Source organism: Aedoeadaptatus coxii (genome assembly GCF_001553115.1).
Lineage (GTDB): Bacteria > Bacillota > Clostridia > Tissierellales > Peptoniphilaceae > Aedoeadaptatus > Aedoeadaptatus coxii.
Window position 1 is genome coordinate 26,700 of the sequence record NZ_KQ960155.1, and the last position, 26,034, is coordinate 52,733.

A 26,034-nucleotide genomic window follows, 5' to 3' on the forward strand; every position below is an offset into this window, starting at 1 on the left:
ATGAATACTTCAAGTTAAACCGACGTTTCAATTATTTAATATAGGGTACATAATAAAAAAGAAGTGAGAGGAGTTGTTTATATGCGTATTGAATTTTACGGCAAAAACATCGAACTGACATCGGCTCTTAAAAATCAAGCCGAAAAGAAGTTAGCGAAGCTGGACAAATATTTTACCGAAGAGGTGAAGGCGAAGGTTACGTTCGCAGCGGTAAAAGGCGATCACACCACTGAAATCACCGTCTTTTTACCGAACACCATCGTCCGCGCAGAAGAAACGACGGAAGATATGTACGCTTCCATCGATCTCGCCGTCGACGCTTTGGAACGCCAAGTTCGCAAATATAAAACACGTTTGAAAAAACGCCAACACGATACGGCATCCATTCGTTTCGAAAACTTCGAGCAAGCTCTTCCCGAAAATGAAGAGGATCACCAAGGAAAGATTATTTCCAAGCGCAAGGAATTTCATTTAACGCCTATGCTTGAAGAGGAAGCTCTTCTTCAAATGGAACTCTTGAACCATAATTTCTTCGTATTCCTAGACGGCGACACCGGTGAACCGGCTGTCCTTTACAGACGCCGCGACGGCAATTTCGGCCGAATCGATTACGATTACACACGCTAAACGCATAGAAAGTTCCCTGTACCGATCGGTCAGGGAACTTTTTTTACGGGTTGATTTCTTTCGGAAGCTCGACAAATACTTGGAATTGATCGTCGTCGACGACGATGCGAAATTCTCCGCCTAAAATTTCCACGAGGTTTTTGGCGATGTAAAGGCCGAGGCCGCTGCCTTCAGTAGTACGGCTCTTGTCGCCGCGAATAAATTGATTTTGGAGCTCCTCTTTGGAGATGTTAATTTTGTTTTTCGATTGATTCTTTAAACTGAAGAAGATTTTATCTCCTACGACGGAAACGTGTCCCAAGACGTCGGTGTCGGGCTTAGCGTATTTATACACATTGCTGAATAGATTTTGAATCACGCGGCTCAACACATTGCCGTCGGTGTAAATGGGAATATCCTCCACGTCGGTTTCGTAAATAAAATTCAGATTTCGCGATTCGTAATCTGCAGCGCTGTCGCCGTAAATTTGATTTACAAGTTCGTTAAATTCGATAATCACAGGTTCCAGCGTAATATTGCCGCTTCCCGTTTTCGACGCGTCGATTAAGTTGATGATCATGCTTTTAAGGCGCTCGGAGTTGTTGCCGAGAATGCGAATATAACTCCGGGCCTCTTCGTCCATAGTTTCTTTTTTGCTCAAAATATCGGCGTAATTAATAATACTCGTCAGCGGCGTCTTTAAGTCGTGGCTTAAATTGGTAATCAGCTCCGTCTTCATCTTTTGAGACTTCACCTGATCCTGAGCCGCCTGATACATAGAGTCTTTAATGCGAGTCAGATCCATTAAACATTCGTAGGTTTTCTCTTTCATCATGGGAGAAAAGGCCGTAATGTCCACGTAACTTTGGGTTTCGGCGATGGCGGCGCGCAGAATTCTGTTTTGAATGACTTCGTCTTCCCCCATGATCATGAGGCGAAGAACGGGCATGAGAAAAATGCCGTACAAAATAGGAAAGCCCCAAAACACCATCATGCCGTAAAGGGCGAGCACCATGTTCACCAAGGCGAAGTATTTGTAAATCTTCTCTTTCTTCCGCTCCCGAACCAAATAGCCAAAGAGCCACGTGCGGGAGGTGGTGGTCATAAATAATTTAATCAGCCAAAAAACGATGACCACCATGGTGGCGATAAGCAAATACCAGGGGGACATGGAAGGATCATATGCCGCCTGATCGCCGAAAAAAGTGTCGAGAATATTAAAGAGGGCAATTAAAAACCACGTGTCCAGCCAGACAATTTCCAAATAGCTTTCTCGGCTGTATTTAAAAAACCATCGCTTAAAGCGTTCTTTTAATCCGAAGCCGTCTTCAGACATTAATCCAAGTCCTCAAATTTGTAGCCCATGCCGTAGACGGATTTAATATAGTCGGGCTTTCTCGGATTGATTTCCACTTTATCCCGCAAATGGGAAATGTGAACGGAAATGACCTTTTTTACGTCGTGGGCACTTTCTTCCCATACGATTTCGTAAATTTCGTCGCTTGAAAATACGCGCCCTTTGTTGCGAATTAAAAGTCGCAGAATCTTATATTCGTGGGGCGTGAGATTGGCGATTTTGCCGTCGACTCGCACTTCTTTTGCGTGGTCGTCTAATGTAATGCGGCCGCCGGTATAATTGCCGTCGTCGATTTCCGCTGCGCCTAAGGATGTGTAGCGGCGAATACCGGAATTAACTCTCGCAATAAGTTCAACAGCGTTAAAGGGCTTGATGATGTAATCGTCGGCGCCCATGTTTAGGCCGATAATCTTGTCGGTGATTTCGCTTTTCGCGCTTAATATGATGATGGGAATATTACTCGTCTCGCGAATTTTAACGATGGCGCTCATGCCGTCCATTTTCGGCATCATAAGGTCCATCAGGATCAAGTGAATATCCTCGTTTTCCATAATGTCGATAGCTTCCAGGCCGTTGTACGCTTCAAATACTTTGTAGCCTTCAGCCTCTAAGTAAATTTTGATTGCGGAGACGATATCCACCTCGTCGTCACAAACTAAAACATTGTATTGCATATGTCCTCCTTCATTATATTGCCTCTATTTTATCACAACTATGGTATAATCGCTCTATGGAGGAATTCGTAAACATGAACTTGTGGAAAAGAAAACTTAAAGGTTTGGTAAGAAAAAAGCCCTTCGCTTTTTTCGATATTTTTTTATACCATACTTTACATAATGATTTGTTCCAGCACGCCGCCGGTCTGTCTTACTTTTTAATTTTGGCCATCTTTCCATTTTTTATCGCCTTGTTAAATATCGTAAGTTACATTAACGACGGTTATCTGAAAAAAGTTTTCGACGGAATCAATCAACTGCCTCCCTCGATTAAAGATATTATCTTCGGCTTTATCCGCGATCTTCAGTTGAATTCGTCTTCCACATTGCTTTCCATTTCCCTTATCGGCTCGGTGTATATTGCCAGCAAGGGCATTAAGCAGCTCATTCGTACCATTAACGATGTGCTGAATCTTACGGAAAAGCGCAATCCCCTATCCCTTATGGCGCTGGCTTTTGTAATGACCATCGCCCTATTTGCCCTTATTATTTTAGTCTTTGCCACGCAAGTCGTAGGAAGCAATCTTTTGGAATTTATCTTTAATCTATTGGAATTCCCCCCACGACTTTATCGCGTGATTAATTTTTTAATGAATCTCGTACCGCTGATGTTTATGTTTATCAGCTTCTTCGTTCTGTATTATCTCTCGCCGAAATGGCCCGAAGGCTACAAATCGTCGAAGCGCATTACGGCCATTAGCGCCGGCTTTACGACGCTGGTCATTATTTTGGCGACACAGGGTTTCAGTTTTTACGTATCGAATTTTTCGAGCTACTCCAACACCTACGGCTCTCTCGCCGGAATGATCATTTTTTTAGTTTGGCTCTATTTATTCGGACTTATGCTTTTATTCGGAGGCGCCCTTCAGGCGACGCTCTACACCATAGAAAACGGCGGCAATACCTGGCCGCGAAAAGAAACGTTATTTGACGGTATCGTGTCTCAACACGAACGTATATGTTAGGAGGATCTCATTATGAAACAATTTATAGTCGACGCTTTTACCGATGAAGTGTTTAAAGGTAATCCCGCCGCCGTCTGTCTTCCCGATCGGCCGGTTACCGACGACACCATGCAAAAAATCGCCAAGGAAAATAATCTTTCCGAAACCGCCTTTATCGCAAAGGAACGTGACGAGTATTTGCTCCGTTGGTTTACGCCGAAAGATGAGATCGATCTTTGCGGCCACGCCACTTTGGCCAGCGCCTTTATCGTCTTAAACATTATCGAGCGGGATCGGGACGATGTCGTATTTAATACGAAATCGGGAAAACTGAAAGTAACGCAAAAAGGCGATCTCTACGAATTGGATTTCCCCGCTTACGATTTGAAAAAAGTAGACGTGACGCCGGAAATGGAAGATGCCGTCGGCGGAAAGCCTTTAGAAGCTTACCTCGGCCGTGATCTCGTCCTCGTCATGGACGAGGATTTCGATATTCCCGGCGCCGATCCGGACATGCGCAAAATCGAAAAACTCGACGGGCTCATCGTCCACATTACCCAAAAGGGCAAGGGCGATTACGATTGCATCTCCCGCTCCTTTGCGCCGAAACTTCTCGTCGCCGAAGATCCCGTTTGCGGATCGGGCCACTGCCACATTTCCGTGTACTGGTCGAAGGTGCTCGGAAAACCCGACATTCTCGCTTATCAAGCCAGCCCTCGCACCGGCGTTTTGCACACGCGTGTGGAAGGCGGTCGTGTGTTCCTCGCCGGAGAAGCCGTGCTCTATTCGAGAGGACAAATTCATTATTAATATAGTTTTGCAAAAATGCCGAAGTCCAAAGGACTTCGGCATTTTTTACAACTATTAACTTAATTGAAAGTGATACACTTTTTTACTTCAAATCAAGGGTAAACTCGCTGCCCATAGCCTGTTCCCCATGGGATTCCTTTCCGCTATGGTCGGCAATTTCCGATCGATACAATTGACATTTTAATGATGCGATGTCGTTTAATAATTCATCGGCAGTCACTTCGCTGATAACCGGCGAGAAGTAGAGGGTCGATGTGTTTTTGCTTGCTTCGATCGTTTCAAAATATACCAAGCGACCTTTGGAATCTCTCGCCTTTACCGAAAAAATAGTATCCTTTGCCGATGGCGGGTAGGTGAGTATCATTTTTTGCGAAGCCGGGCTCATGGCGAATTCCTTAATCATCATCCCATTTGAATTCGGTACGGCAAGATCTTTTGCGATGATCCTTTTTTCCATTTTCATCTTCCCCATATCCACAGGGGTAGCGATGGAAATTTTTTTGTTATTTCCCAAAAGTTCATTAAAGGTAAATTCCAATTGTGCAGTACCTTCTTTAGGCAGGGGATTGTTCAAAGAATACTTTAAAGATATGACGTTAACATTGGGATTGCCCGGCAAATTTCCTACCTGGCCGCTTGAGCCGAGGACTTGTACCTCTTTGCCGTTTACTTTAAGTTCCGTTAAGTGGGCACCCTCCGACAGCTTTTCACCTGGACCATTGAAGCTCAAAAGCACGGCGTATAAATTATTGTCCTCTGTCGTGATTTTATCCAAAATATATTTTTTGCCGTCGATCTCAAAAGGTTCGCTTATATTGACGCTGTACTTGTCTACATCGGCTGAAAGACCCATTGTGCTCGACAAACTCAAGGTGATGTTGTCGGTGATCTCCCTCGTCTTGGCCAAAACGTAGCCGTCGGATGCGTAGTTCGTGACGCCAAATGCCAACAGTAATACGGCCGCCGTCGCCCCTATTTTTCTCGCGAAAAGCCGTCTCCTATTTTTGTATTTTAAACGCTTCACCGTTTCTCTCAACCTTTCTCTTTCGACATCTTCGAGAGGAACTTCTTCGTATTTTATTTTCATATTATTCAATTGATCGTACAGATTATCTTTCATATATTTTCACCTCGCCATCTCCTTAAAAACTTTCTCGCTCTGCTGACTTTTTGATAGGCATTTTCCGTAGAAATATATTGTTCCGATGCCGCCTCCCCGTAGGAAAGCCCGCGAATAAAAATATTTTCAAAGAGTTTTTTATCCTCGTCGTCTAAGGCGGATAGAATTTCTTCTATTTCTAAATTGGAATGGAAGTCAGGATCATTTGTCATAGAATTTTCGTCGAGAATGACGTTTTTAAATTTACTTTCTCTTCGGAGCAAATCGATAGCTTTGTATTTTGAAACCGCAGCGCACCAATTTTTAAAAGAAGACTTCTGCGGATCAAAATGGTCGATATTTTGCCAAATACTTAAAAGAGCATCATTCATCGCCTCATCCCAAAGGCTCGGATATTTCCAAAGTGTTTTTGAGATAACGCCTTTTAACACTTTCCCATACACTTCGATGACGACGTACAAAGCGTCTTCATCTCTATTTTTCAACCTTTTTATCAACTCCTTGTTCTCCATATTTCCTCCTTTCACTAATGTATTCGTAATGCCCATTGTGATTCTGACATTTTCCCCATAGGTTTTTCAAACACGAAAGACTCATTTATTTTTAAATCAAAAAAGACGAGTGGCCCTCGTCTTTTTCATTGCGTAAAATTTTCAAATTCCCGTTTTTGTTTCGCCCTCTCGTCGAGCCAGCGATGATCTTTCGCTCCCTTACGTTCCATTCCCTTTTCTTTCATCTTCTCGACGAAAAAGGCAGTGAATTTTTCTCCCCCTACGGTGTTTAAATGGTAGCCGTCGTAGTAATCTTTCGGTGTTAAACCCATGGCTTCTTTCCGGGGATTGAAGTTCATGTACGTAAAGCCTTCGTCGTTTATAAAATCTTCCAGCTCTTTTAAGGGCTTTTCGTAGCTTGCCTCTTCCCAGGTCGGCGTCTTTACCAAAATCAGTTGAATATTTCGCTCGTTGCAATAGGTTCTCATGGCGAGAAGTTCCTTTTTTACCTCATCAGAAATCCTCGGCGCCATGAGGTTTCTAAGTCCGCCCTTCATGTCCTCCCGAAATTTGTCGCTATGGCCTTCCAAGGCCACATAACCTCGATAGGGATCGCGATAATCTCTGTAGCGCACGTGATAATCCTTCGGCTCCAGCTCGCCCCAGCGATCGTGGTATTTGATAAGGGGCAATATGGCCTCGGCCTTCATTTCCCGCGGCACCACGCGGTAAATCATGGCCAGCTTGTTGAAGCTCATGGCCATGTCGTCCACATAAGAATGAACCACGCCCTCGTCCTTTTCATTTTTTAAGAGACAGCCGAAGACGTCGACGACGATGTATTTCGGCTTATGTTTTTTAATGACGTCTTTCATGTAGTAAAACGTGGCACCCAAAGGTTGTCTTTGCGTGGCGAAAACATAGGACTTCATTCCCGTATTGTCATAAATCGCCAAGGGGTTAAAGGAGCAGTAGCTGTGGCTCGTGCCGAGAAAGTAAAGATCGTAATCGTCGGCGGAATTATAAAAGCCGCCGATTTTATTGCTCATATCCCAGGGCTTTTCCAGAGATTTGCGGATGAAAATCCTATTGAGTTGTAAGACCATGCAAAAAACGAGAAGGCAAAAAAGAAGGGCTCTCCCCATTTTATAAAGCTTTCGACTCATGGACATCTCCTAAAATTGAAAATAAATAAATTGCGATTCCGAATACCCCGGCCCGTACACGCCGAAGACCAATGTGCAAAAGAAGAGCGCCAAAAAGAGCGCCATACGCAAAGGCCACGACGTGTTGGCGATTTTTTCCCGCAAATTTACGCCCTTGTACTTCATAGCATCAACAATGACGAGTAAGCCCACACCGCAGAGGGCGGCGTAAAGCCCCCTCGTTCCCATTTGGCTCTTGGCGATTTCGTTTAAAAACGTTCCGCCGCTCCATGTGCCGGTGACCATATTCTTTATAAGCCCCAGCCCTTGAGATGTAGAATCGGCGCGGAAGAAAACGAAGGCGAAGACCACGACGGCGAAGGTATAAAGATGTTGAATGGCCGCCACCAAAATATTCCCACGCTCTCTCTTCCCTCTCTTCTTTTTAATCACCGCCTCGAGGGCGTTAAAAAATCCGTGGATCATACCCCACAAGACGAAGGTCGTAGCCGCTCCGTGCCAAAGACCCGACACGGCGAAGACGACGAGGATGTTCACCAGATGACGAATGTTTCCCTTGCGATTGCCGCCGAGGGGAATGTAAAGATAATCTCGAAACCATCCGGAAAGAGATATGTGCCAGCGTCGCCAAAATTCCACAATGGATTTAGAAAAGAGAGGCTCTTTAAAATTATCCATTAAGTCGATTCCCAACACTTTCGCCGAACCCTTGGCGATAAGGGAATAGGAATAAAAATCGCAATAAATTTGCACGGTGAAAAAACAGGCGGCGAGCAGTAGGCTTCCCGAGGAAAACTCCCCATACCGCGGAAAGACTTCGTTGACGAATATGGCCACTCTGTCGGCGATGACGAGTTTTAAGAAAAAACCCCAAATTAAATCGACACCGCCTAAAATCAGATTATCGTAAGTAAAGCTGTGATCTTTTTTTAGTTTAGGCAGCAAATGGGTGGATCGCTCGATAGGCCCCGCCACCAGTTGAGGGAAAAAGGAGACGAAGAGAGCGTAGTGAAGCAGGTTTTTCTCCGCCTTTAAATCGCCGCGGTACACGTCGATGGTGTAGCCCAGCGCCTGAAAGGTATAAAAAGAAATTCCCACGGGAAGCAGGACGTTAATGCCTAAATTAATAGGCGATGCGCCCCATAGGGTTCCGATGCGGTTCGCGGTTGCTACGGCGAAGTTGAAATATTTAAAGATAAATAAAATGCCGAGATTGGCGGCGAAGCACAGGAACACGTAGAACTTTCGCCTGTTAATATTTTCCGTTCCCTCCACCATGCGACCGGTTAAATAGGTGAGCACAATGGAAAGCATCATGAGAAGCGTGTATTTCACATTCCAGCAGGAGTAGAAAAAGAAGCTCGCCCCCAATAAAAAGGCTTTCTTTATTTTTCGCGGGCACAGAAAATACAAGATCACCACGAGAGGAAAAAAGATTAAATACTGAATGGAATTAAATAGCATAAAACCTCCCACGGTTTTCGTCTAAAGGATGTCGTCCTGTGGTACTTCCGCCGCTTTCATACATACAAAGCCTATGACGTCATGGGCGCCTGATGCCAAAAGCGCCTCTCCACACGATGCCAAGGTGGCGCCGGTGGTGTAGGTGTCGTCAACCAACAGCACCTTTCCCTTGACGGGATCAGCGCGGAAGCCGCCGCGAACATTGTCTCTCCGCTCTTTCGCCGAAAGGCCGATTTGATCTTTCATCTTTTTTTGAAGATGCAAACCCTCGAAATAAGTTAAATTTAAATCCGACGCGATTTTTCGCGCCACAAGCTCCGGCGGATTGTAGCCTCTAAGACGCCGCTTTTTCGGCGATGTGGGCACGGCACAAATAAAATCCACCTTATGGAGCTTTTTGCGAATTAAAAAATCCGCGCCGAGCCCTCCGAACACATCTTGCCAGTAACGCTCTTCTCTGTATTTCAACCCCTGAATCATTTTCGCCGTCAGGGGATTTTCTCTAAAAAGAGCGTATACGGGAAGTCGCTTTTCTGTCAAGAGCCTTTCCCCTAAAAAGGGAAGAGCACTCAAACATTCCTCGCACAATCGAAAGCGGCTAGCCTCACGCTCCATACAGAGAACGCAGCCGCCGCGATAAAATAAACCCCTTACCACTTCGATTTCTCCTTGAGCAAATAATCTAAATCGGAATAACGCCATTCGATGCGATTATTTTTAATCATATTGGCCATCATATGGCGACTGCCTACGAGTACCACCGCCTTTTTCGCCCGGGTGACGCCGGTGTAAAGGAGATTGCGGGTGTAAAGCATGGGCGGCCCGGGGAGCACGGGAATGATCACCACGGGAAATTCCGATCCTTGGGATTTATGAATGGTGGTGGCGTAAGCGGGCTGAAGCTCGGAAAGATTTTCGCCGCCATAGGTGCAGACTTTGTCGTCGTACATAACGTTTAAAAAATTGCCGTCGCCATCCGCCACCGTTACCCTGCCTAAATCGCCGTTAAAAACGCCGGTGCCTTCGTTGTCGAAAACCGAGGAATGGGATTTCCACTCCATTTGGTAATTGTTTTTTATCTGCATGACCTTATCGCCGACGCGATAAGAAAATCCTCGGTAATCCAAACCCTTTTTCCTGTCGTTTAAGGTTTTTTGCAGCGCGATATTTAAGTTTTCAATGCCGCACACCCCTTTTTTCATAGGCGCCAACACCTGAATGTCGTCGAAGGGATCGATGTCGTAAAAATCGGGCAGACGATTTTTCACGAGGGAACAAATTAAATCCACAGCTCGCCCGGCGTCCGGCTCTTCGATGAAAAAGAAATCGCCGCCCTTTTCGTTGACGATCGGCGCCTGCCCATGATTAATTCTGTGGGCATTTTTGACGATGTAAGAGGTTTCCGCCTGGCGGAAAATTTCATCGAGGCGCACAGACTCAATGGTTCCCGACGACAGAATATCCCGGAGCACATTCCCCGCCCCCACCGGCGGAAGCTGATCGCCGTCGCCTACGAGGATTAAGCGTGTATCGTCTTTCAGGGAATCCAGGAGATCCCGCATGAGCAAAAGATCGATCATACTCGCTTCGTCGACGATGACCACGTCGGCGTCGATCTTATCGCCGGATACTTGGGAATCTGTGCCCTCTTCGTCGATATAATCGTATTTCAAAAGTCTATGAATGGTGGAAGCCGATCGTCCCGTCGTCTCTTCCATGCGCTTCGCCGCCCTGCCCGTAGGCGCCGCCAAGGCGATTTTAAGATTGAGCCTGTCCATGGCCTCCACAATGGCCCTGAGCGTCGTCGTCTTCCCCGTACCGGGCCCGCCGGTGATGACGAGGAGATTGGAATCCACCGCCCGCGCCAAAGCTTCTTTTTGCTTGTCCGCAAGTTCCATGGATAAATTTTCAGAAACCGACGACACCATATCCTCCGCCATGCCCTCGGCGAGATTGACTTTGCCCCGCTTTTTAAGCGCTTCGGCGACGAAAGTTTCCGCGCGGTAATAGGTGAGAAAATACACCTTCACCCCTTGGCGATCGGCAATGTAAATATCGTGATCCACGGCGAGGCGGGTAACGTAATCCTCTAAAAATTCTTCGGTTACATTGAGCAGCTCTGCCGAGAGAGCGATGAGCTCGTCTTTTGGCAAATAGGTATGGCCGTCTAAGACGGCGCGGGAAAGAATATGCTTCATCCCCGCCACCATGCGCGTGCCGTCGTCTCTGGCGACGCCGACTTTTTCGGCAATGGCGTCCACCTTTAAAAAGCCCATGCCTCGCACTTTCCCCACTAATTGATAGGGATTTTTTTCCACCATGTCCATGGCGCCGTCGCCGTAGACTTTGTAAATGGCCAGGGCCTCTTTCGTCGACAAATCGAAATTCGCCGCATCGAGCAGGAAATTGCGCATATCCTTTTGCTTTTCCAGGGATTCCAAAATAATGTCGAGCCGCTTTTTGCCGATGCCCTCCACTTCTTTCAGCCGTTCGGGATGCTCTTCGATCACATCCAGGGTTTCGTCGCCGAAAGTGTCCACGATCCGCTTCGCCGTCACTTTTCCCACATGTGGAATAAGGCCACCGGAAAGATAGCCGATAATCGCCGCCTTTCCCCGTGGCCTTATTTTTGACACCGATTGAAATTGAAACTGCTCACCGTATTTCGGATGGTAAATCAATTCCCCTTCCAAACGTAAATGCTCTTGTTCATGTAAGGCAATATGGGATCCCACTACGACAATATCGCTGTCATCGGTTATGAATTGAGCGACCGTGTAGCCATTGTCTTCATTTCTGAAAATAATGTGATCCAATACACCTTCAATTACCAAAGAATGCCTACTTTCTGTTTTCCAATGCTTTTTTAATCGCGTCTACTTTATCCGTGCGTTCCCAAGGTACATTTAAGGATTCGCGACCGAAGTGGCCATATGCCGCTACGTCTTTGTAAATGGGGCGAAGCAAATCTAAATCCTTAATAATGGCCGCCGGACGAAGATCGAATACTTCATGTACCAGGTCTTCGATTTCGTTATCCGTTAAATCGGATGTGCCGTAGCTTTCCACGTAAACGGAAAGGGGACGGGCGATGCCGATAGCGTAGCTCAAGCCGATTTCGCATTGATCGCAAACCCCTGCCGCTACTAAGTTTTTAGCCACATAACGAGCGGCATACGCTGCGGAGCGGTCTACCTTTGTCGGATCCTTGCCGCTGAAGCAGCCGCCGCCGTGGCGAGCGTATCCGCCGTAAGTATCGACGATAATTTTTCTACCCGTTAGGCCCGCATCGGCGACGGGGCCGCCGGTAACGAAACGTCCGGTGGGGTTCACGTAAATCTTCGTGTCCTCGTCGATCCATTTTTCGTCGACTACCGCTTCGATAACGTATTGTTTCATATCGCGACGAATCGTTTCCAGATCCACTTCTTCGTCGTGTTGCGTACTGACGACGATGTTTTCGAGACGCACCGGTTTGCCGTCTTGGTATTCCACCGTCACTTGCGTCTTGCCGTCGGGGCGAAGGTATTTAAGCGTGCCGTCTTTACGCACGTCGGAAAGTTTTTTCGCCATTTTGTGGGCGAGACTAATGGGAAGGGGCATGAGCTCTTCCGTTTCGCGGCAAGCGTAGCCGAACATAATCCCTTGGTCGCCGGCGCCGAATGCGTCTAATTCTTCCGTGTTCGCTTCCTTAAAGCGGTCTACGCCCATGGCGATGTCGCCGCTTTGTTCTTTAATGGCGCTGATAACGGCGACGGAATCTGCTTCAAATCCCGTTTGTACCCCTTGGGTGTAGCCGATATCTTTAAGCGTCGAGCGTACTACATTTGTAAAATCCACGTACGCTTCGGTGCTGATTTCGCCGGTAATGACGACCATGCCCGTGGAAACTAACGATTCACACGCCACGCGAGCGTTGGGATCTTTTTCGAGAATTGCATCTAAAATACCATCGGAAATTTGGTCGCAAACCTTATCGGGATGCCCTTCGGTTACCGATTCCGATGAAAATAACCATCTATCCATAATTCCTCCTCTTAAACATTAAAAAAAACCTGCGCGCGGCAGGTTTTCTTCTTATCTTTCAGACCTGACGCGCCTGTAGGATGTAGCACCTTTACAGGTTGCCGGGTTTCATAGTGCCTAGTCACTCCACCACTCTTGATAAGAAATAATTAGTGTCTAATATTATAGCCCTATGGCTATAGAATAGCAAGAATAATCTACCGCCACACGCCTTTTGCCTTTGCCCCGCGAATTAATTCTTCTCTGCATTCCGGGTGAGCGATGGCGATTAATGCTTTCGCGCGCTCGTAAGTAGACTTGCCTTTTAAATTGGCGACGCCGTATTCCGTAACGACATATTGGGTCACCGGCGCCACCATGGTAACGATGGTTCCTGCGGAAAAATCCGGCACAATATTGGAATGACGCACGCCGTTTTTATCCACTCGCGACGAATGTAAGCAGATAAATCCCTTCCCATCCGGCGCGAGGTAAGAGCCTAATGCGAAATCCAATTGTCCGCCGGCGCCGGAAATATGGCGAAGTCCTACGGTTTCGGAACTTACTTCGCCTCGTAAATTCACGTGGAGCGCCGTGTTAATACTCACCATGCGGTATTGATCGGCGATCACGCGCGCATCGTTGACGTAATCCACCGGCGCCGACATGAGCTCGGGGTTTTCGTCGGCAAAGCGATACAGTTTTTCGCTGCCTTCTATAAAGGCGAAGACCTGCCGCCCCTTGTCCCGCGTCTTCATAGCGCCTGTAATTTTTCCGGCGAGGGTCATGTCCATAAAACTGTCCACGTACATTTCCGTATGCACGCCTAAATTCTTCAAGCTGCTGGAGGCGATAGCGTCGCCTACGGCGCCGGGAAGGGCGCCGATCCCCAGCTGAAGAGTGGATCCGTCTTCAATACGCTCCACGACGAAGGCGGCGATTTTTTCGTCCACTTCCGTGTAGCTTCGAATGGGAAGGGCGGCGACAGGGTATCCCTCCGTTTCGATAATAAAATCCACATCTCGCAAATGGATTTCGCTCTCGCTTCTCCCCGCCACTCTCGGCTGGAGGGGATTCACTTCCACCACCACCGTCTTCGCCATGCGGGCTTGATCTAAAAAGTGGCTGGAATCTAAGCCGAAATTAAAATAGCCGTGTTCGTCCATTTCGCTTACGGGAAGGACGAGGATATCCGTTCGTACATTTTCCCGAATATAGCGGGGCATTTCGCTGTAGCGAATGGGAATGTGATTGGCCGTTCCCCTTTCAATGGCGCGGCGCACATCGGGGGTGGCGTGCCAACTTTGCCATTCAAAAGGCTCCCCGACTTCCAAAAGTTTCGATGGGTTGGATAAAATGCCGTTTCGAATCACCACGTGGCGAAAATCATCTTTCCGCGCCGCTAAGGCTTCGTCGAAATGCACGGGGAAAATAGCGGCAAAGCCCAATTCTAAAACATCTCCCTCTTTTACGAGAGCCGCCCCTTCTTCCGCCGTGATCACTTTTTGTCTGTATTCTTTTTCTAAATCCATAATCGTCCTCGCTGATTAAAAAAAGCCGACCCTCGTCGGCTCTTTTCTATCGTTTATTGCTCTTGCGCCAAATATTCATTTCTTCGGCGTCTCGAATTAACCCGTCGCGGAAATCCGGGTGCGCTAAGTTAATAATACCTTCCGCTCTTTCCCAGGTCGATTTACCCTTGCAGTTGAAAATGCCGTATTCCGTGCAAATATATTGGGTGTTCGGACGTGCCACGGTAATGGCGGATCCGGTTTTAAAATTGGGAAGAATTCTGGATTCCACTTCGCCTTGTTTATTTTTAAATGTGGAGCTCAAGCAAATAATACTCTTGCCGCCCTTGGCCAGGTATGCGCCGAGGGCGAAGTCCAATTGTCCGCCTGCACCGGAGATATGTTTCATACCTGTCGATTCAGAGGAAACTTGTCCCCAAAGGTCGACGTTCAATGCGTTGTTAATGGAAATAAAATTATCGATTTCTTTTACTACGTCGGCGCCGTTGGTATAGTTGACGGGAGCCGCCATACATTCCGGGTTTTGATCGACAAATTCGTAAAGCTCTTTACTGCCTGCAGCAAAAGCGTAAACTTGGCGATATTTATCGATGGTCTTTTTAGAGCCGTTGACCTTGCCCTTTTTCGACATTTCCACGAAAGCATCCACGTACATTTCCGAGTGGATACCTAAATCCTTTAAATCACTGTCGGCAATTAATGCGCCGACGGCATTGGGCATACCACCGATACCTAATTGAAGGGTGGCACCGTTGGGAATTTCATCGACGATAAATTCAGCAACGGCGCGGTCTACATCGCCGAAGCCCGCCACGGGAATTTCAAATAAAGGCATGGAGCCCGCTTCCACGACGTAATCTACATTGTCGATATGAATTTCAGATTCGCTTCTGCCGTAGCAATAAGGAAAGGCTTCATTGACTTCCACAATAACCGTCTTGGCTTTTTCTAAAATCGCCATTTGATGCGACGCATTTAAACCGAAGTTAAAATAGCCATGTTTATCCATGGGGGTTGTCATGACGATGGCGACGTCGATGTCCACTTCATCGCGATAATATTTGGGAAGTTCCGAATAACGGAGAGGAATATAAAAAGCACCGGATCCTGCGTTAATGCTTTTCCGTTCCGGTCCGCCGGCGTGCCACGTATTCCACGTAAAATGTTTCCCTTCCGGATCCGCCTTCATGACTTCCGGCGCTTCGAAAGTAAGGCCGCCATAAAATAAAACATTATCCAATTCGTCGACACGTTTGGCGAGCTCTTTGTCTACAGCCTTGCTGATACCCGCTGCCCAGCCCATTTCCACGCGATCGCCGGATTTTACGACACCGGCCGCTTCTTTCGCCGACACTAATTTTTCTTTATATCGTTTTGAGTAATCCATTCTATCCTCCATGCATGCCATGTAGTAAATTGTTCTTATAAAAACAATATACACGATACTATATAATTTTTCAATTTAAAGAACACCCTTCAACGAAAAACTTTCCACAGAAAAACGCCTCGACAAAAGTCGAGACGCTTTCCTATTTAACGATGTTGATCGGCTTGGCGTACTAATTGATCTAAAGTATATGCCAGTTCCGCTCTAGTATATTCTCTCTTGGGTTGAACCTTACCGTTGGTATCGGTTGACATCAGGCCGAGTTCCACCATGTGCATGACGGATTCGCGGCTCCAGCCGGCGACATTAGCAAAGTCCTTTTCGTTAACTGCCTTCACCTTATTAAATTGAATGCCATATTCTTTTAGGAGGCGATCGAGAAGAGAAGCAAATTCTTCGTAGGTGAGTTTTTGATTAGGCTTAAAGCTGCCATCGGGATATCCTGCGACTAAACCGTTGTTGCTTGCCCATTGAACGGGATCGGCAAACCAATTGTTTGTATTAACATCTGCAAAGCTTACGGAGGAGCCTACAGCTTTATCTTTCGAAATCATTCTGAATACTTGGGTTACCATCGCTCTAGTGATCGTCGTGTTCGGCTCGAATTTTCCGTTGCCCATGCCTTTTAACACGCCGCGGCTTACCATATGGCGCATAGCGTCGCCTTCAGCACCTGCGGGAATATCCGTAAGGTTTACGGGGAAATCCGCCTTGGGTACGTAAATACTGTTGCGTACCTTTGCTTCGGGCTTCGATTCGGGAGCTTTTGCCTTGGGAGCTTCCACTTTATTCATCGGCATTAAGGTGATATAACCTTTCGATTTGGGAGTGGAAGGCTTCACATCCGGTTTTGCTTCCGGTTTTGTGTCGGGTTTTACTTCGGGTTTCTTGTTTTCTTTTAATACTAATTGAGCCATGCCTTTTTTAATATTGGCAATATGCCCTTCCACATAATAGGGAATGGTTTCAGCTTTTTTAAGTTCCTCTTTACCGCCTTGAACAAAAGTTTTTAACGCTGCCACCGATTCAGGTGTATAGTCGCCACTATTAATACGTTGTTCCGCTTCGGCAATGATTTTTCTTAAATCATCTCTCAAATAATTTCTGTCATTTTTGGTTACTCTAAAGATATTTTCTTTATTGGGGTTACCTTTCGAATTTAAAATTTCGTAATGATCTTCATAAACTTTAACCTCGATTAACTCGGGTTCAAACTCCCACATAAATTGTCCGTTCTTTGAAACGGTCATAGCGTAGATTTTACCGCCTTGCACGCCCTCTAGTTGGAAATGAACATTTCCATGCTCGTCAGACGTCGCATTACGATAAGAACTCAAATTCGGATTGATTTGATTGGCGGTGATTTCTACATCCTTCGCCGGTTGTCCATCCTTTTTGTAAACAGTCTTGAAGTCGATAGAGACTGTCTTCTCTCCTTGTGACCGTCTATCTTCGGCTTTTACAATAAAACCGTCTGCATATTCAGAAGCATTTTTAGACCCTATGGTCTTAATTTTTCCGTTCTCATCGGTCTTAAATTCAAATTGATCCGGGTTAAAACGGTATTCTTTAGTCTCTAATACAACAGTGTATTTCGTATTTTTCTCTAAATCCTTTAGCGTAATCGTGCCGTTGCTGTCAGTTTTCGGTTGAGCAATAACGGAAGGAATTCCACGTTTATCCCATAAGTTCAATCTGATTTGAATGCCTTCTTTCGGCTGTCCGTTGTATAGGACTTTAATTTTAAGTTCCGAAAGAGCTTTAGAAGTTTCAGGTTCCGATGGCGTCGTATCAGCACGATCTTTTAATTTTAAAACTCCTTCGTTATCTGATGAAATAGCTTCATCTACGGTTTTTAAAAAGTGAACACCTACGTTCCCGTTGCCTTCTACAATTTTTGCATAAGGCGTTACGAGTTCCAATTTGTCATTGTTTTTAATGCGAAGAGTGTAAGTTTTTCCTACTTTATATTTTCTAAGAATACCCATGGAGTTTTCAAGCGTAATAGTATCAAGTACTTTATCGCCATCTAAGACTTCGATATCAACCGGAGAATTTAAAATATCATTCTCTTTTGAAACCATAAATAGCAAAGGATTTTGAGGTGCTTCCGGCTCGGTCACTTTATCTTTTACTTTAATAACAGAAGCATTTTCTAAACCCAGTGCTTGATCTTCTGTTTCTAAAAAGTGGACACCTGGCATTCCAGGCTCACCTACTATTTTGGCAATACCTGACACAAGCTCATACTCGTCGCTTCCTTTTATGCGTAGCTTATAGGTCTTCCCGACTTCATACTTTGTCAGTGAGCCCCCGCCATTCGTAATTGAAACTGTTTCGATCACTTGATCTCCATCCAAAAAATCTACTTCGAACGTCGGAGAAATGATATCTTCACCTTTGGCGACATAAATAGGTAACGGTTCTTTTGCTTCTTCTTTAGGGACAACTTTGATATTAACCACTACGAATTTTCTAGAACTGTCGGAAAAAGTAATCTTTACCTGCTGTTGCGTGGTCCCTTCCTTGGACATATCGGCATTTTTCAATCCATTTTGAATTTCAACTGTGGCATCACTTGGCAAATTTTTAATAGCAGGCTTTAATAAATCTGCTGTTAACTCCGTTCCGAGCTCAAGCTCAATCGTTTGAAGTTGCGGAACAAATTTATCCGATTCAGTTTTGATAACTTGATCGTTTTTTCCATTAACATTTTTTACGTGGTCAACAGGCGAGAAATCTTCAATTGCGTTATTGTTCAGATAAACCGTCCCTAAATCCTTCATGTTTTTTAGAATCGAAATATCTGAAATATCATGTCCTGTCGCATGAAATTCTTTTAACTTCGTCAAGTTCTTTAGCGGTTCAATGGATTTTATCTTCTCCGGATGAATATTTAAACCATAATTTTCCGCTTTGTTATTGATGTTTAATACTTCTAAATTGACTAACTTGCTAAAGGCTTCAGCACTATTTTCTTTAAAAATATTTTTGTCTAAATTTAAATACTTTAAATTGACTAAATTGCTCAAAGGTGAAAAATCTGAAATCTCGCAGGAATCGGCATCTAAAAAGTAAAGCTTCTTATAATTTTTTAATGCGTCAATGGTTTTTACTTTCGCCATGCGAACATGGAGTTCTTCCACATTGACCAGCTTATTTAAAAAACTAAAATCTTGTACTTTTCCGTTGCCGGTAATATTGATGTAGCGAATTTTTGTCAAATTGGCCAAGGGCGACAAGTCTTCAATCGGCTGATAGGGCAATGAAACATATTGGAGATTTTCCGCATACTCCATTCCCTTGATTGATTTACATTTATGAAAATCTTCTCCGGGATTGTGCGGCAGACATTTTTCCGGACTTAAAGTGATGACGTGTTTCAGCATCTCCTTCGTTACCGGTTGATCTGCCGTGCGTTTATAAGACGCATTGATCGCTTCTTTCAACACGGGATCTTCAATTACATTTTCTCCTGAAAAAAGCGTGTCGCTATTTTTCTTAATGTACTCTTCGTTTATATCCAGTATGTTTGGAATTTCCATTTGCCAAGCATTGCTACCACCTTGTGCAAAAGCATGGGGTACATTGCCAATTAGCATGACAAATGCCAATATTAGAGCTAAAAATTTCTTCATGATTCCTCCTTAAAAATCTGGTTTCAACTAACGTTTTCATCTTATCTATTTGATAACAATAACACCAATAGAAATTCTTAGAACCCTTATCGAAATTTTCTATATAAAGTTCGTTAAATATCATTTTTAAATTTATGCTTTTATGTCTGAATCGTTAAACTAAAAAAGAACACATTGCGCGTTCTTTTAAAATCCGTATTTGCGGTAGAGATCTTCTCTTCTGTCATCTAAAAAGTGTTGCCATTTTCGCGCGGCCATTAGTGTTTCTCTGTCCGCTTTTCCCGTCAACACGCCGGGTTCTTGTCCCGCTTTTTTTATAAAGTCGCCGTGGGGTCCGGCAAGGGACGTGCCGCCGCTTCTGTAATGTCCGTCCCCGTCGGATTTGCACAGGCCGGCGCTTGCGACGAAGCATTGGTTTTCCAGCGCCCTCGCTTTTTGCACCATATCCAAATGATGCATCCACTTGCTGGGCCAGGCGAAGGGGGCGAAGAGTATGTCCACGCCGTGTATGCCGTAGCAGCGAATCCATTCGGGAAAATCCATGTCGTAGCAAATGGCCACGCCGCAGGAAATGCCGTCGAGGGTAAAGAGGCCGATGGCGTCGCCGGCGGCATAATAATTTTTCTCCTGCTCTTTGTAAAGATGAACTTTGTCGTAAACGAGAACGTCTTCTCCTTCCCGATTAAAAACGTGGCAGGTGTTGTAAAGTTTGTCTTCTCGCTCCTCGGTAATGCTTCCGCCGACGATGTTGACGTGATGTTTTTTCGCCAGGCGGCTCAGTAACTTTTTCGTCTTGTCGCCGCTCGAATCGCTTTGTGCTCGGTGGGTCGTCGGATGACCGAAGGCGTTCCATTTTTCCGGCAAGAGTATGGTGTCGGGATTTTCTTTTGCCGCCTCCTCGATCATTTTTTCCGCGTATGCGTAGGGATCTCCCTCGGCGGCCAATCGCGCGTCCAATTGTATGCAGCTTATCTTCATGGCATATCCCTTTCTATGTAATAAAAAAGACCCGCGCGGGTCTTTTTATTATTCTTCGTCGTCTTCCCAGCTTTCCTCTTCTCCCTCGTCGAGAGGTTTCATCGTGGGGAAGAATAGGACGTCGCGAATGCTCGATTGATCGGTTAAGAGCATGATCATTCGATCGACGCCGATGCCGAGTCCGCCTGTGGGAGGCAAACCTACTTCGATGGCATTGATGAAGTCGTGATCCATGGGGTGAGCTTCGTCGTCGCCTTTTTCCTGATCTTTGACTTGCTCTTCAAAGCGTTCACGTTGATCGATGGGGTCGTTCAACTCGCTGAAGGCGTTGGCAAATTCCCATGTGTTGATGAAGGCTTCGAAACGGCGGGTAATGCGCGGATCCTTGGGATCTCTCTTCGCCAAGGGACTTACTTCTACCGGGTGGCCGGTGACGAAGGTCGGTTGTACCAGTTTTTCTTCGCAGTATTCTTCAAACATTTCGCTGATGACGTGGCCGCGTGTCCAGAAAGGTTGTACGTCCAATCCCTTTTCTTTGGCGAGTGCTAATGCTTCTTCGTCGGTTTCAATTGCGGAAAAGTCGATTCCTGCGTATTCTTTAACCGCATCTTCCATGCTGATGCGTTTCCACGGCGGCGTCAAGTCGATTGTCGTGCCTTGGTATTCGATGACGGGAGAGCCCAATACTTTTTCGGCGGCGTAAGCAAACATGTTTTCGGTGATGAGCATCATCTCGTCCATGTCGACGTAAGCTTGGTAAAGTTCGATATTGGTAAACTCGGGGTTGTGGCGCGTATCCATCCCTTCGTTTCTAAACATTTTGCCCATTTCGTATACTTTGTCGAAGCCGCCGACGATGAGGCGTTTCAAGAAAAGTTCGTTGGCGATACGCATTTGAAGGTCGATATCTAATGCGTTGTGGTGGGTTAAGAAGGGTCTTGCGTTGGCGCCCCCTGCCACATTGCCGAGGATCGGGGTTTCGACTTCGAGGAAGCCCTTGTTATCCAAAAATTCGCGAATGGCTTTAATAATGGCGCTGCGTTTAAAGAAGGTTTCTTTTACTTCGGGATCGACGATAAGGTCAACATAACGTTGGCGATATCTTAAATCCATATCTTTCAAGCCGTGGAATTTTTCCGGAAGAACTTGAATGCTCTTGGATAAAAGTTCCACTTCTTCCGCTTCCACGGAGATGGCGCCGGTTTCGGTGCGAATAACCTTGCCTTTTACGCCCAGGAAATCCCCTACGTCTGTAGCTTTTACCACTTCGTAGTTTTCTTCCATAATGTTTTTCTTGGCGAAGATTTGAATTCTTCCGTAAGTATCTTGTAAATCTAAGAAGGCGATTTTTCCGTGGCGACGCTTACTCATAATACGGCCGGCGACGGATACTTCTTTTCCTTCCATGGCGTCGAAATTGTCAAGGATTTGGTTGGTGTAGGTATCGACGTCGTATTTTTCCGCCAGATAAGGGCTGTTGCCTTCGTCGATTAAGCCTTGAACTTTTTCGAGTTTTCTTTGTCTTACTTCACTGCTCTTTTGGCCTTTTGCCATTGTCATCCTCCTGACTTTTATTGGACCGAAATTTTCTTCACTTTCAGTCGAACTTTTCCTTGAGGTACGTCGATTTCGGCAATTTCATCCACGCCTTTTCCCATAAGGCCTGCGCCGATGGGGCTTTCGTTGGAAATTTTGCCTTCCAAAGGATCGGCTTCGGCACTGCCTACAATACTGTAGGTGTCTTCGTCACCGTTATCTAAATCTTCCACAACGACTGTGGAACCGACATTGACTATTTGATCATTTAATTCGTTGCCCTTAATGACTTTTGCATTGCGCGCCATGTATTCCAATTTGGCGATGCGCTCTTCCACTTGAGCCTGTTCGTTTTTCGCTTCATCGTACTCAGAGTTTTCCGATAAATCGCCGTAGCCTAAAGCCACTTTAATACGCTCTGCTACTTCTTTTCGTCGAACGGTTTTTAACTGCTCGATTTCGTCCTCGATTTTTTGTAAGCCTTCTTCTGTAATTAATACTTCGTTATTATTTTCCGTCATAGCGTCACTCCCTTAATGTGGTTGTTCTTATTTATGAAGAAAGGACCCGCATCGGGTCCGCATAATCATTCGCCCTATTATATAAAAGTTCCCTTTTTCTGTCAATTCCGAGGCTATATTTGTAATAGATCGTCGAGATAGCCTTCGATTTCCTTAGGATCGGTTAATTGTAAAATGGCACTGCGATGGCGCTTGGCGTGTTCAAATCCCTTTAAATAGCCGATGAAATGTTTCCGCATTTCCACGACGCCCAAGTGTTCGCCTTTTTCTTCGATGCTCATGCTTAAATGCTCTTTCGCCACCGCGACGATTTCTTCTTCCCGTAAAGGGGTTATGTCCTCGCCTTTTAAAGCTTCACCGATGTTGCGAAAGATAAAGGGATTGCCGATGGCGCCTCGCCCGATGGCGACGCCTAAAATCCCTTCCTCTTTAAAACGAAGGGCGTCTTCTCCCGTCGTAATGTCGCCGTTGGCGATGACGGGAATGGAAAGATGTTTCGCCACGCGATCAATAAAATTCCAATCGGATGCGCCGGAATAATAGGCTTCTCTGCTTCTGCCGTGAACGGTAACGAAAGCTGCTCCCTCTTCCTCGGCGATTTCGGCGATCCTCATGCCCTCTTCATCCCCTTCTAAAAAGCCCTTGCGCACTTTCACGCTTACGGGCACGGGAGAGGTTTGAACCGAGGCGCGAATAATGTTTCGCGCCTTCTCCGGTTCTTTTAAAAGGGCGCTACCGCTGCCGGTTTTGACAATTTTCGGCGCCGGACACCCCATATTAATGTCGATGCTTCTGTAGGCTTTCAGCGTATCTCCCAAGGATTCGATGACCGACGCGAACTGATCCCCGTCGTCGCCGAAAAGTTGCAGGGAAACGGAGGCTTCCTCCGGCGAAACGGTCATTAATCGCTTGGTTTTTTTATCGCCGTAAAAAAGGGCTTTGACGCTTACCATTTCCGTCGTGGAATAATCCATGCCGAAACGGCTGCAGATGACGCGAAAACTTCTGTCGGTGTACCCCGCCATGGGGGCCAATGCAACTGTAAAACCCATTAGTTGTTCATATCGTAAAGGATGCGCAACCCGTCCATGGTCAGATCGCGATCGATGATAATGTCGTAGGCGCTGTCGGAGACGAGGAGATTGGAAAAGCCCCCGGTGGCAATGACGTGCACGTCGGAAGGATCCATTTGAATTTCGTCGCAAATGTGTTTGACAATGCCGTCGATCATGGAGGAAAAACCGTAGTAAAGCCCGTTTTGCATACTGCTCACCGTGGTTTTGCCGATGACTTTTTCAGGCTTAATGATTTCGATTTTCGGAAGCTTCGACGTTCTGGAGACGAGGGCGTCGGCGGAAATGCTGATCCCTGGCAAAATAAGGCCGCCTAAGTAATTTTTCTTGTCGTCTACGACGCAAAAGGTAATGGCCGTTCCGAGGTCGATAATAATACAAGGCCCGCCGTAACGTTCCACGGCGGCGATGGCGTTGACGATGCGATCGGCGCCCACTTCCCTCGGATTGTCGTAGCGAATGTTAATCCCCGTTTTGACGCCGGCGCCTACGATCATCGGGTATTGATGGAAGTATTTTACGATCATGTTCTGCATGGTATGCATAATGTTCGGCACCACCGACGACATAATGACCGCTTCGATGTCCACCGGTTTTAATTGAACATTGTTGAGCATTTCCGTCACCAGCATGCCGAATTCATCGCTGGTCTTTTTTTGATCCGAGGCGATGCGCCAGTCGTGGATCAGTTCGCGGCCCTTAAAGGCGCCGAATACGATATTGGTATTTCCTACATCGATTGCTAATAACATAATTCACCTGATTCTTTAGATTTATTTTTTAGCATACCACGCGCTCACCACAGCTGTGGAGACGATGGTTGCGATAATGCCTTCCGGCACGCCCGATGTGACGATAGTTCCGAAAATCACTGTGTTGACTAATTCTTGGGAAGCCCCCATGGCTTCCACAAATCGCTGAGCGAAGAAAATGTAAATGCCGCTCATAACCATGGCAGAGTGGATCACCGTGGCGAGAAAAGACGCCAATACCACCGCCGCGCTTTTCGCTTCGGAACGGGCGAGCAAATATAAAAGCCCGAAGGATAATAGGAGGAAGGCGACGTTCAAGGCGAAGCCTGCACCTAATGTATCTGCCGCCACATTTTTTACAATGCCCACCACTAAAAAGCCGATGACCGCCACCCACGCCGCCATGCCCAACATTTTTAATCGCTTGCCGTCGATGCGTTTAAATGCGGCAAAGAGACCGTAGGCGATAAGACCCAATAAAATGCGAGGGGCGATGGAAATCAAGGGATTATAAAATACAAATGAAATCGGCGTCGGCCGCGTAATGGCGTTAAATAGAGAGCTTAAACCGAATATAAGCCCGACGAAGGCGCCCACGACGGGTCCTTCGATAAAGGCGGCTATTAAAACGGGAATGTGCATGGTCGTAGCATTTAAGGGCCCGATAGGCACAAAGCCCAACGGTGTCATGCCGAGCACCACGGTAATGGCGCCGAGAATACCGATGACGACGATCTGCCTCGTGGACAGTTTATTGGATTTTTTCTTCACTTGTTACCTCCGATCCGGCTCGTTCCGATGCCGGTCATATACTTAATAAAGCGTTGGCCACCGCCCGTGCGAGTACTTTCGGCATATAGACTTCCGCCAATTGTACGTCACATTCTTTTGCATTGGTGGCGACTGTAAAAATCGTGTCGCCGTCCAGGGATGTATGCACGGGCACGATGGATCTAGCCAAACCGTTGTGACTAATGGATGCCAGCTTGCAAAGTTCGGTCTTTGAAAAGGTTCCGTCGGTAGCGACGACGGCGAGCGTGGTATTTTGATGTTTGCCTTTTTCAAAATCCACGCGACCTTTGGCGAGAGCTTCTTCAATAGAAACAGCTTTTCCGTCCACTACGGGCTCGGCGAGCCATTTCTCTTCTTCCACATCGTAAATATTGCCGAAGGCATTTACCGCTACTATGGCGGAAAATGTAACCCCTTCCACTTTTATAGAAGCACTTCCAATCCCGGATTTTACGGCGTGTTCCACGCCCATGCTTTTGGCGACAGTCGCTCCCGTTCCCGCGCCGACAATGCCCTGTCTGTTTTCTTCCGTGCTCGCTTTCTTATGAGCTGAAAGCCCCATAGCCTGATCGGGCCACACATCAGCTGATTTATACGTAAGATCGAATAACACCGCCGAGGGCACAATGGGCACGACGCCTACGCCGACATCGAAGCCGATGTTGTCTTCTCTCAGTCCGCGCATCACGCCACTCGCCGCTTCCAAACCGAACGCGGAGCCGCCGCTTAATACGAAACCGTGTACTTCATCCACGGCGTAGGCGGGATTTAAAAGCACACATTCCCGTGTGCCGGGCGCGCCGCCGCGGACGTCGACGCCGGCGGTATTTCCTTTCGGCGGCAAAATCACCGTAACGCCCGTTCCCTTTTCTCTATTTTCTTCGTGACCTACGGCTATGCCTTTAACATCGGTAATATACCCACTATACATGGAATCCCTCCAAACGTTTCGATTATATCAAATTATAAAAAACGCCTGCAACCGTAAAGCTCATGGCATTTTCACAATTATAGAGGATAATAAGCCTAATCATCTTACCATTTTTGAGAGAAAAAAGTATTTTTTTATCTAAGCTTTAGAATTTGTCGGAATCCCTCTACTCTTCAAGGCGCCTTTTGGTATAATAAGACATTATAAAGGAGGTT

The 26,034-nt window shown here is 46.3% G+C and carries 22 protein-coding genes and 1 riboswitch; of the genes, 3 read left to right on the forward strand and 19 right to left on the reverse strand.

Annotated features, from left to right (window positions below):
* Positions 1-81: 81 nt before the first annotated feature.
* Positions 82-627, forward strand: a complete 546-nt coding sequence (gene hpf, locus HMPREF1863_RS00380; protein ID WP_068366089.1) for a ribosome hibernation-promoting factor, HPF/YfiA family — start codon at positions 82-84, stop codon at positions 625-627.
* A gap of 43 nt (positions 628-670) precedes the next feature.
* Here the strand turns inward: hpf and HMPREF1863_RS00385 are convergent, their stop codons facing one another.
* A complete protein-coding gene (locus HMPREF1863_RS00385) occupies positions 671-1,942 on the reverse strand; it encodes a sensor histidine kinase (protein ID WP_068366090.1) in 1,272 nt (423 codons plus the stop codon).
* Positions 1,942-2,637 carry a response regulator transcription factor gene (locus HMPREF1863_RS00390; RefSeq protein ID WP_068366091.1) on the reverse strand — a complete coding sequence of 232 codons (696 nt, stop codon included), beginning with the start codon at positions 2,635-2,637 and terminating at the stop codon, positions 1,942-1,944. Before HMPREF1863_RS00390 ends, HMPREF1863_RS00385 begins: the two co-directional genes overlap by 1 nt.
* Positions 2,638-2,711: 74 nt before the next feature.
* Between HMPREF1863_RS00390 and HMPREF1863_RS00395 the strand changes: the two genes are divergently transcribed.
* Both HMPREF1863_RS00395 and HMPREF1863_RS00400 read left to right on the forward strand, forming a co-directional pair.
* Entirely contained in the window at positions 2,712-3,644 is a 933-nt protein-coding gene (locus HMPREF1863_RS00395; protein ID WP_068366093.1) for a YihY/virulence factor BrkB family protein, read from the forward strand.
* 12 nt (positions 3,645-3,656) lie between these two features.
* Positions 3,657-4,433, forward strand: coding sequence for a PhzF family phenazine biosynthesis protein (locus tag HMPREF1863_RS00400; protein WP_068366095.1), 777 nt, complete (start codon positions 3,657-3,659; stop codon positions 4,431-4,433).
* A gap of 82 nt (positions 4,434-4,515) precedes the next feature.
* Here the strand turns inward: HMPREF1863_RS00400 and HMPREF1863_RS00405 are convergent, their stop codons facing one another.
* The 17 genes from HMPREF1863_RS00405 to HMPREF1863_RS00485 all read right to left on the reverse strand — a co-directional run bounded on the left by HMPREF1863_RS00405 (position 4,516) and on the right by HMPREF1863_RS00485 (position 25,819).
* Complete coding sequence (locus HMPREF1863_RS00405; protein ID WP_068366097.1) at positions 4,516-5,553, reverse strand: DUF4179 domain-containing protein; 1,038 nt, start codon at positions 5,551-5,553, stop codon at positions 4,516-4,518.
* On the reverse strand, positions 5,550-6,065 hold the full coding sequence (locus tag HMPREF1863_RS00410; protein WP_068366099.1) for a sigma-70 family RNA polymerase sigma factor: 516 nt from the start codon (positions 6,063-6,065) through the stop codon (positions 5,550-5,552). The genes HMPREF1863_RS00405 and HMPREF1863_RS00410 overlap by 4 nt, the downstream gene beginning before the upstream one ends.
* 125 nt (positions 6,066-6,190) lie before the next feature.
* Positions 6,191-7,210, reverse strand: coding sequence for a hypothetical protein (locus tag HMPREF1863_RS00415; RefSeq protein WP_068366101.1), 1,020 nt, complete (start codon positions 7,208-7,210; stop codon positions 6,191-6,193).
* Between the two features lie 9 nt (positions 7,211-7,219).
* Positions 7,220-8,674, reverse strand: a complete 1,455-nt coding sequence (locus HMPREF1863_RS00420; protein WP_068366103.1) for an MBOAT family O-acyltransferase — start codon at positions 8,672-8,674, stop codon at positions 7,220-7,222.
* A gap of 21 nt (positions 8,675-8,695) precedes the next feature.
* The gene (locus HMPREF1863_RS00425) at positions 8,696-9,331 is read right to left on the reverse strand and encodes a ComF family protein (protein ID WP_068366105.1); all 636 of its coding nucleotides are present in this window, start codon (positions 9,329-9,331) and stop codon (positions 8,696-8,698) included.
* Positions 9,325-11,508, reverse strand: a complete 2,184-nt coding sequence (gene recD2 / locus HMPREF1863_RS00430) for an SF1B family DNA helicase RecD2 (RefSeq protein ID WP_068366107.1) — start codon at positions 11,506-11,508, stop codon at positions 9,325-9,327. The genes HMPREF1863_RS00425 and recD2 overlap by 7 nt, the downstream gene beginning before the upstream one ends.
* A gap of 7 nt (positions 11,509-11,515) precedes the next feature.
* Positions 11,516-12,700 carry a methionine adenosyltransferase gene (gene metK / locus HMPREF1863_RS00435; RefSeq protein WP_068366109.1) on the reverse strand — a complete coding sequence of 395 codons (1,185 nt, stop codon included), beginning with the start codon at positions 12,698-12,700 and terminating at the stop codon, positions 11,516-11,518.
* Positions 12,701-12,748: 48 nt separating this feature from the next.
* A riboswitch (SAM riboswitch) is annotated at positions 12,749-12,845 on the reverse strand.
* A gap of 52 nt (positions 12,846-12,897) precedes the next feature.
* Positions 12,898-14,211, reverse strand: a complete 1,314-nt coding sequence (locus tag HMPREF1863_RS00440; RefSeq protein ID WP_068366122.1) for an acetyl-CoA hydrolase/transferase family protein — start codon at positions 14,209-14,211, stop codon at positions 12,898-12,900.
* 46 nt (positions 14,212-14,257) lie between these two features.
* Entirely contained in the window at positions 14,258-15,598 is a 1,341-nt protein-coding gene (locus HMPREF1863_RS00445; RefSeq protein WP_068366124.1) for a butyryl-CoA:acetate CoA-transferase, read from the reverse strand.
* A 146-nt stretch (positions 15,599-15,744) separates the two neighbouring features.
* Positions 15,745-19,236 (reverse strand): S-layer homology domain-containing protein, encoded by a 3,492-nt coding sequence (locus tag HMPREF1863_RS00450; protein ID WP_068366127.1) that lies wholly within the window; start codon positions 19,234-19,236, stop codon positions 15,745-15,747.
* Positions 19,237-19,422: 186 nt separating this feature from the next.
* A complete protein-coding gene (locus HMPREF1863_RS00455) occupies positions 19,423-20,214 on the reverse strand; it encodes a nitrilase-related carbon-nitrogen hydrolase (protein ID WP_068366130.1) in 792 nt (263 codons plus the stop codon).
* A gap of 48 nt (positions 20,215-20,262) precedes the next feature.
* Positions 20,263-21,774, reverse strand: coding sequence for a lysine--tRNA ligase (lysS, locus tag HMPREF1863_RS00460; RefSeq protein ID WP_083508447.1), 1,512 nt, complete (start codon positions 21,772-21,774; stop codon positions 20,263-20,265).
* 11 nt (positions 21,775-21,785) lie between these two features.
* The gene (gene greA, locus HMPREF1863_RS00465; protein ID WP_068366136.1) at positions 21,786-22,271 is read right to left on the reverse strand and encodes a transcription elongation factor GreA; all 486 of its coding nucleotides are present in this window, start codon (positions 22,269-22,271) and stop codon (positions 21,786-21,788) included.
* A gap of 113 nt (positions 22,272-22,384) precedes the next feature.
* Positions 22,385-23,323: a tRNA dihydrouridine synthase gene (locus HMPREF1863_RS00470; protein WP_068366138.1), complete on the reverse strand. Its 939-nt coding sequence runs from the start codon at positions 23,321-23,323 to the stop codon at positions 22,385-22,387.
* Entirely contained in the window at positions 23,323-24,096 is a 774-nt protein-coding gene (locus tag HMPREF1863_RS00475) for a type III pantothenate kinase (RefSeq protein WP_068366139.1), read from the reverse strand. Before HMPREF1863_RS00475 ends, HMPREF1863_RS00470 begins: the two co-directional genes overlap by 1 nt.
* A 21-nt stretch (positions 24,097-24,117) precedes the next feature.
* Positions 24,118-24,867: an ECF transporter S component gene (locus tag HMPREF1863_RS00480; RefSeq protein WP_068366141.1), complete on the reverse strand. Its 750-nt coding sequence runs from the start codon at positions 24,865-24,867 to the stop codon at positions 24,118-24,120.
* A 34-nt stretch (positions 24,868-24,901) separates the two neighbouring features.
* Positions 24,902-25,819 carry a P1 family peptidase gene (locus HMPREF1863_RS00485; RefSeq protein WP_068366143.1) on the reverse strand — a complete coding sequence of 306 codons (918 nt, stop codon included), beginning with the start codon at positions 25,817-25,819 and terminating at the stop codon, positions 24,902-24,904.
* Between the last annotated feature and the right edge of the window lie 215 nt (positions 25,820-26,034).

Bases quoted from the DNA above. Each gene is read 5' to 3' on its own strand.
- hpf (WP_068366089.1), top strand. From the start codon at position 82: ATGCGTATTGAATTTTACGGCAAAAACATCGAACTGACATCGGCTCTT.
- HMPREF1863_RS00385 (WP_068366090.1), bottom strand. From the start codon at position 1,942: ATGTCTGAAGACGGCTTCGGATTAAAAGAACGCTTTAAGCGATGGTTT.
- HMPREF1863_RS00390 (WP_068366091.1), bottom strand. From the start codon at position 2,637: ATGCAATACAATGTTTTAGTTTGTGACGACGAGGTGGATATCGTCTCC.
- HMPREF1863_RS00395 (WP_068366093.1), top strand. From the start codon at position 2,712: ATGAACTTGTGGAAAAGAAAACTTAAAGGTTTGGTAAGAAAAAAGCCC.
- HMPREF1863_RS00400 (WP_068366095.1), top strand. From the start codon at position 3,657: ATGAAACAATTTATAGTCGACGCTTTTACCGATGAAGTGTTTAAAGGT.
- HMPREF1863_RS00405 (WP_068366097.1), bottom strand. From the start codon at position 5,553: ATGAAAGATAATCTGTACGATCAATTGAATAATATGAAAATAAAATAC.
- HMPREF1863_RS00410 (WP_068366099.1), bottom strand. From the start codon at position 6,065: ATGGAGAACAAGGAGTTGATAAAAAGGTTGAAAAATAGAGATGAAGAC.
- HMPREF1863_RS00415 (WP_068366101.1), bottom strand. From the start codon at position 7,210: ATGAGTCGAAAGCTTTATAAAATGGGGAGAGCCCTTCTTTTTTGCCTT.
- HMPREF1863_RS00420 (WP_068366103.1), bottom strand. From the start codon at position 8,674: ATGCTATTTAATTCCATTCAGTATTTAATCTTTTTTCCTCTCGTGGTG.
- metK (WP_068366109.1), bottom strand. From the start codon at position 12,700: ATGGATAGATGGTTATTTTCATCGGAATCGGTAACCGAAGGGCATCCC.
- HMPREF1863_RS00440 (WP_068366122.1), bottom strand. From the start codon at position 14,211: ATGGATTTAGAAAAAGAATACAGACAAAAAGTGATCACGGCGGAAGAA.
- HMPREF1863_RS00445 (WP_068366124.1), bottom strand. From the start codon at position 15,598: ATGGATTACTCAAAACGATATAAAGAAAAATTAGTGTCGGCGAAAGAA.
- HMPREF1863_RS00450 (WP_068366127.1), bottom strand. From the start codon at position 19,236: ATGAAGAAATTTTTAGCTCTAATATTGGCATTTGTCATGCTAATTGGC.
- HMPREF1863_RS00455 (WP_068366130.1), bottom strand. From the start codon at position 20,214: ATGAAGATAAGCTGCATACAATTGGACGCGCGATTGGCCGCCGAGGGA.
- lysS (WP_083508447.1), bottom strand. From the start codon at position 21,774: ATGACAATGGCAAAAGGCCAAAAGAGCAGTGAAGTAAGACAAAGAAAA.
- greA (WP_068366136.1), bottom strand. From the start codon at position 22,271: ATGACGGAAAATAATAACGAAGTATTAATTACAGAAGAAGGCTTACAA.
- HMPREF1863_RS00470 (WP_068366138.1), bottom strand. From the start codon at position 23,323: ATGGGTTTTACAGTTGCATTGGCCCCCATGGCGGGGTACACCGACAGA.
- HMPREF1863_RS00475 (WP_068366139.1), bottom strand. From the start codon at position 24,096: ATGTTATTAGCAATCGATGTAGGAAATACCAATATCGTATTCGGCGCC.
- HMPREF1863_RS00485 (WP_068366143.1), bottom strand. From the start codon at position 25,819: ATGTATAGTGGGTATATTACCGATGTTAAAGGCATAGCCGTAGGTCAC.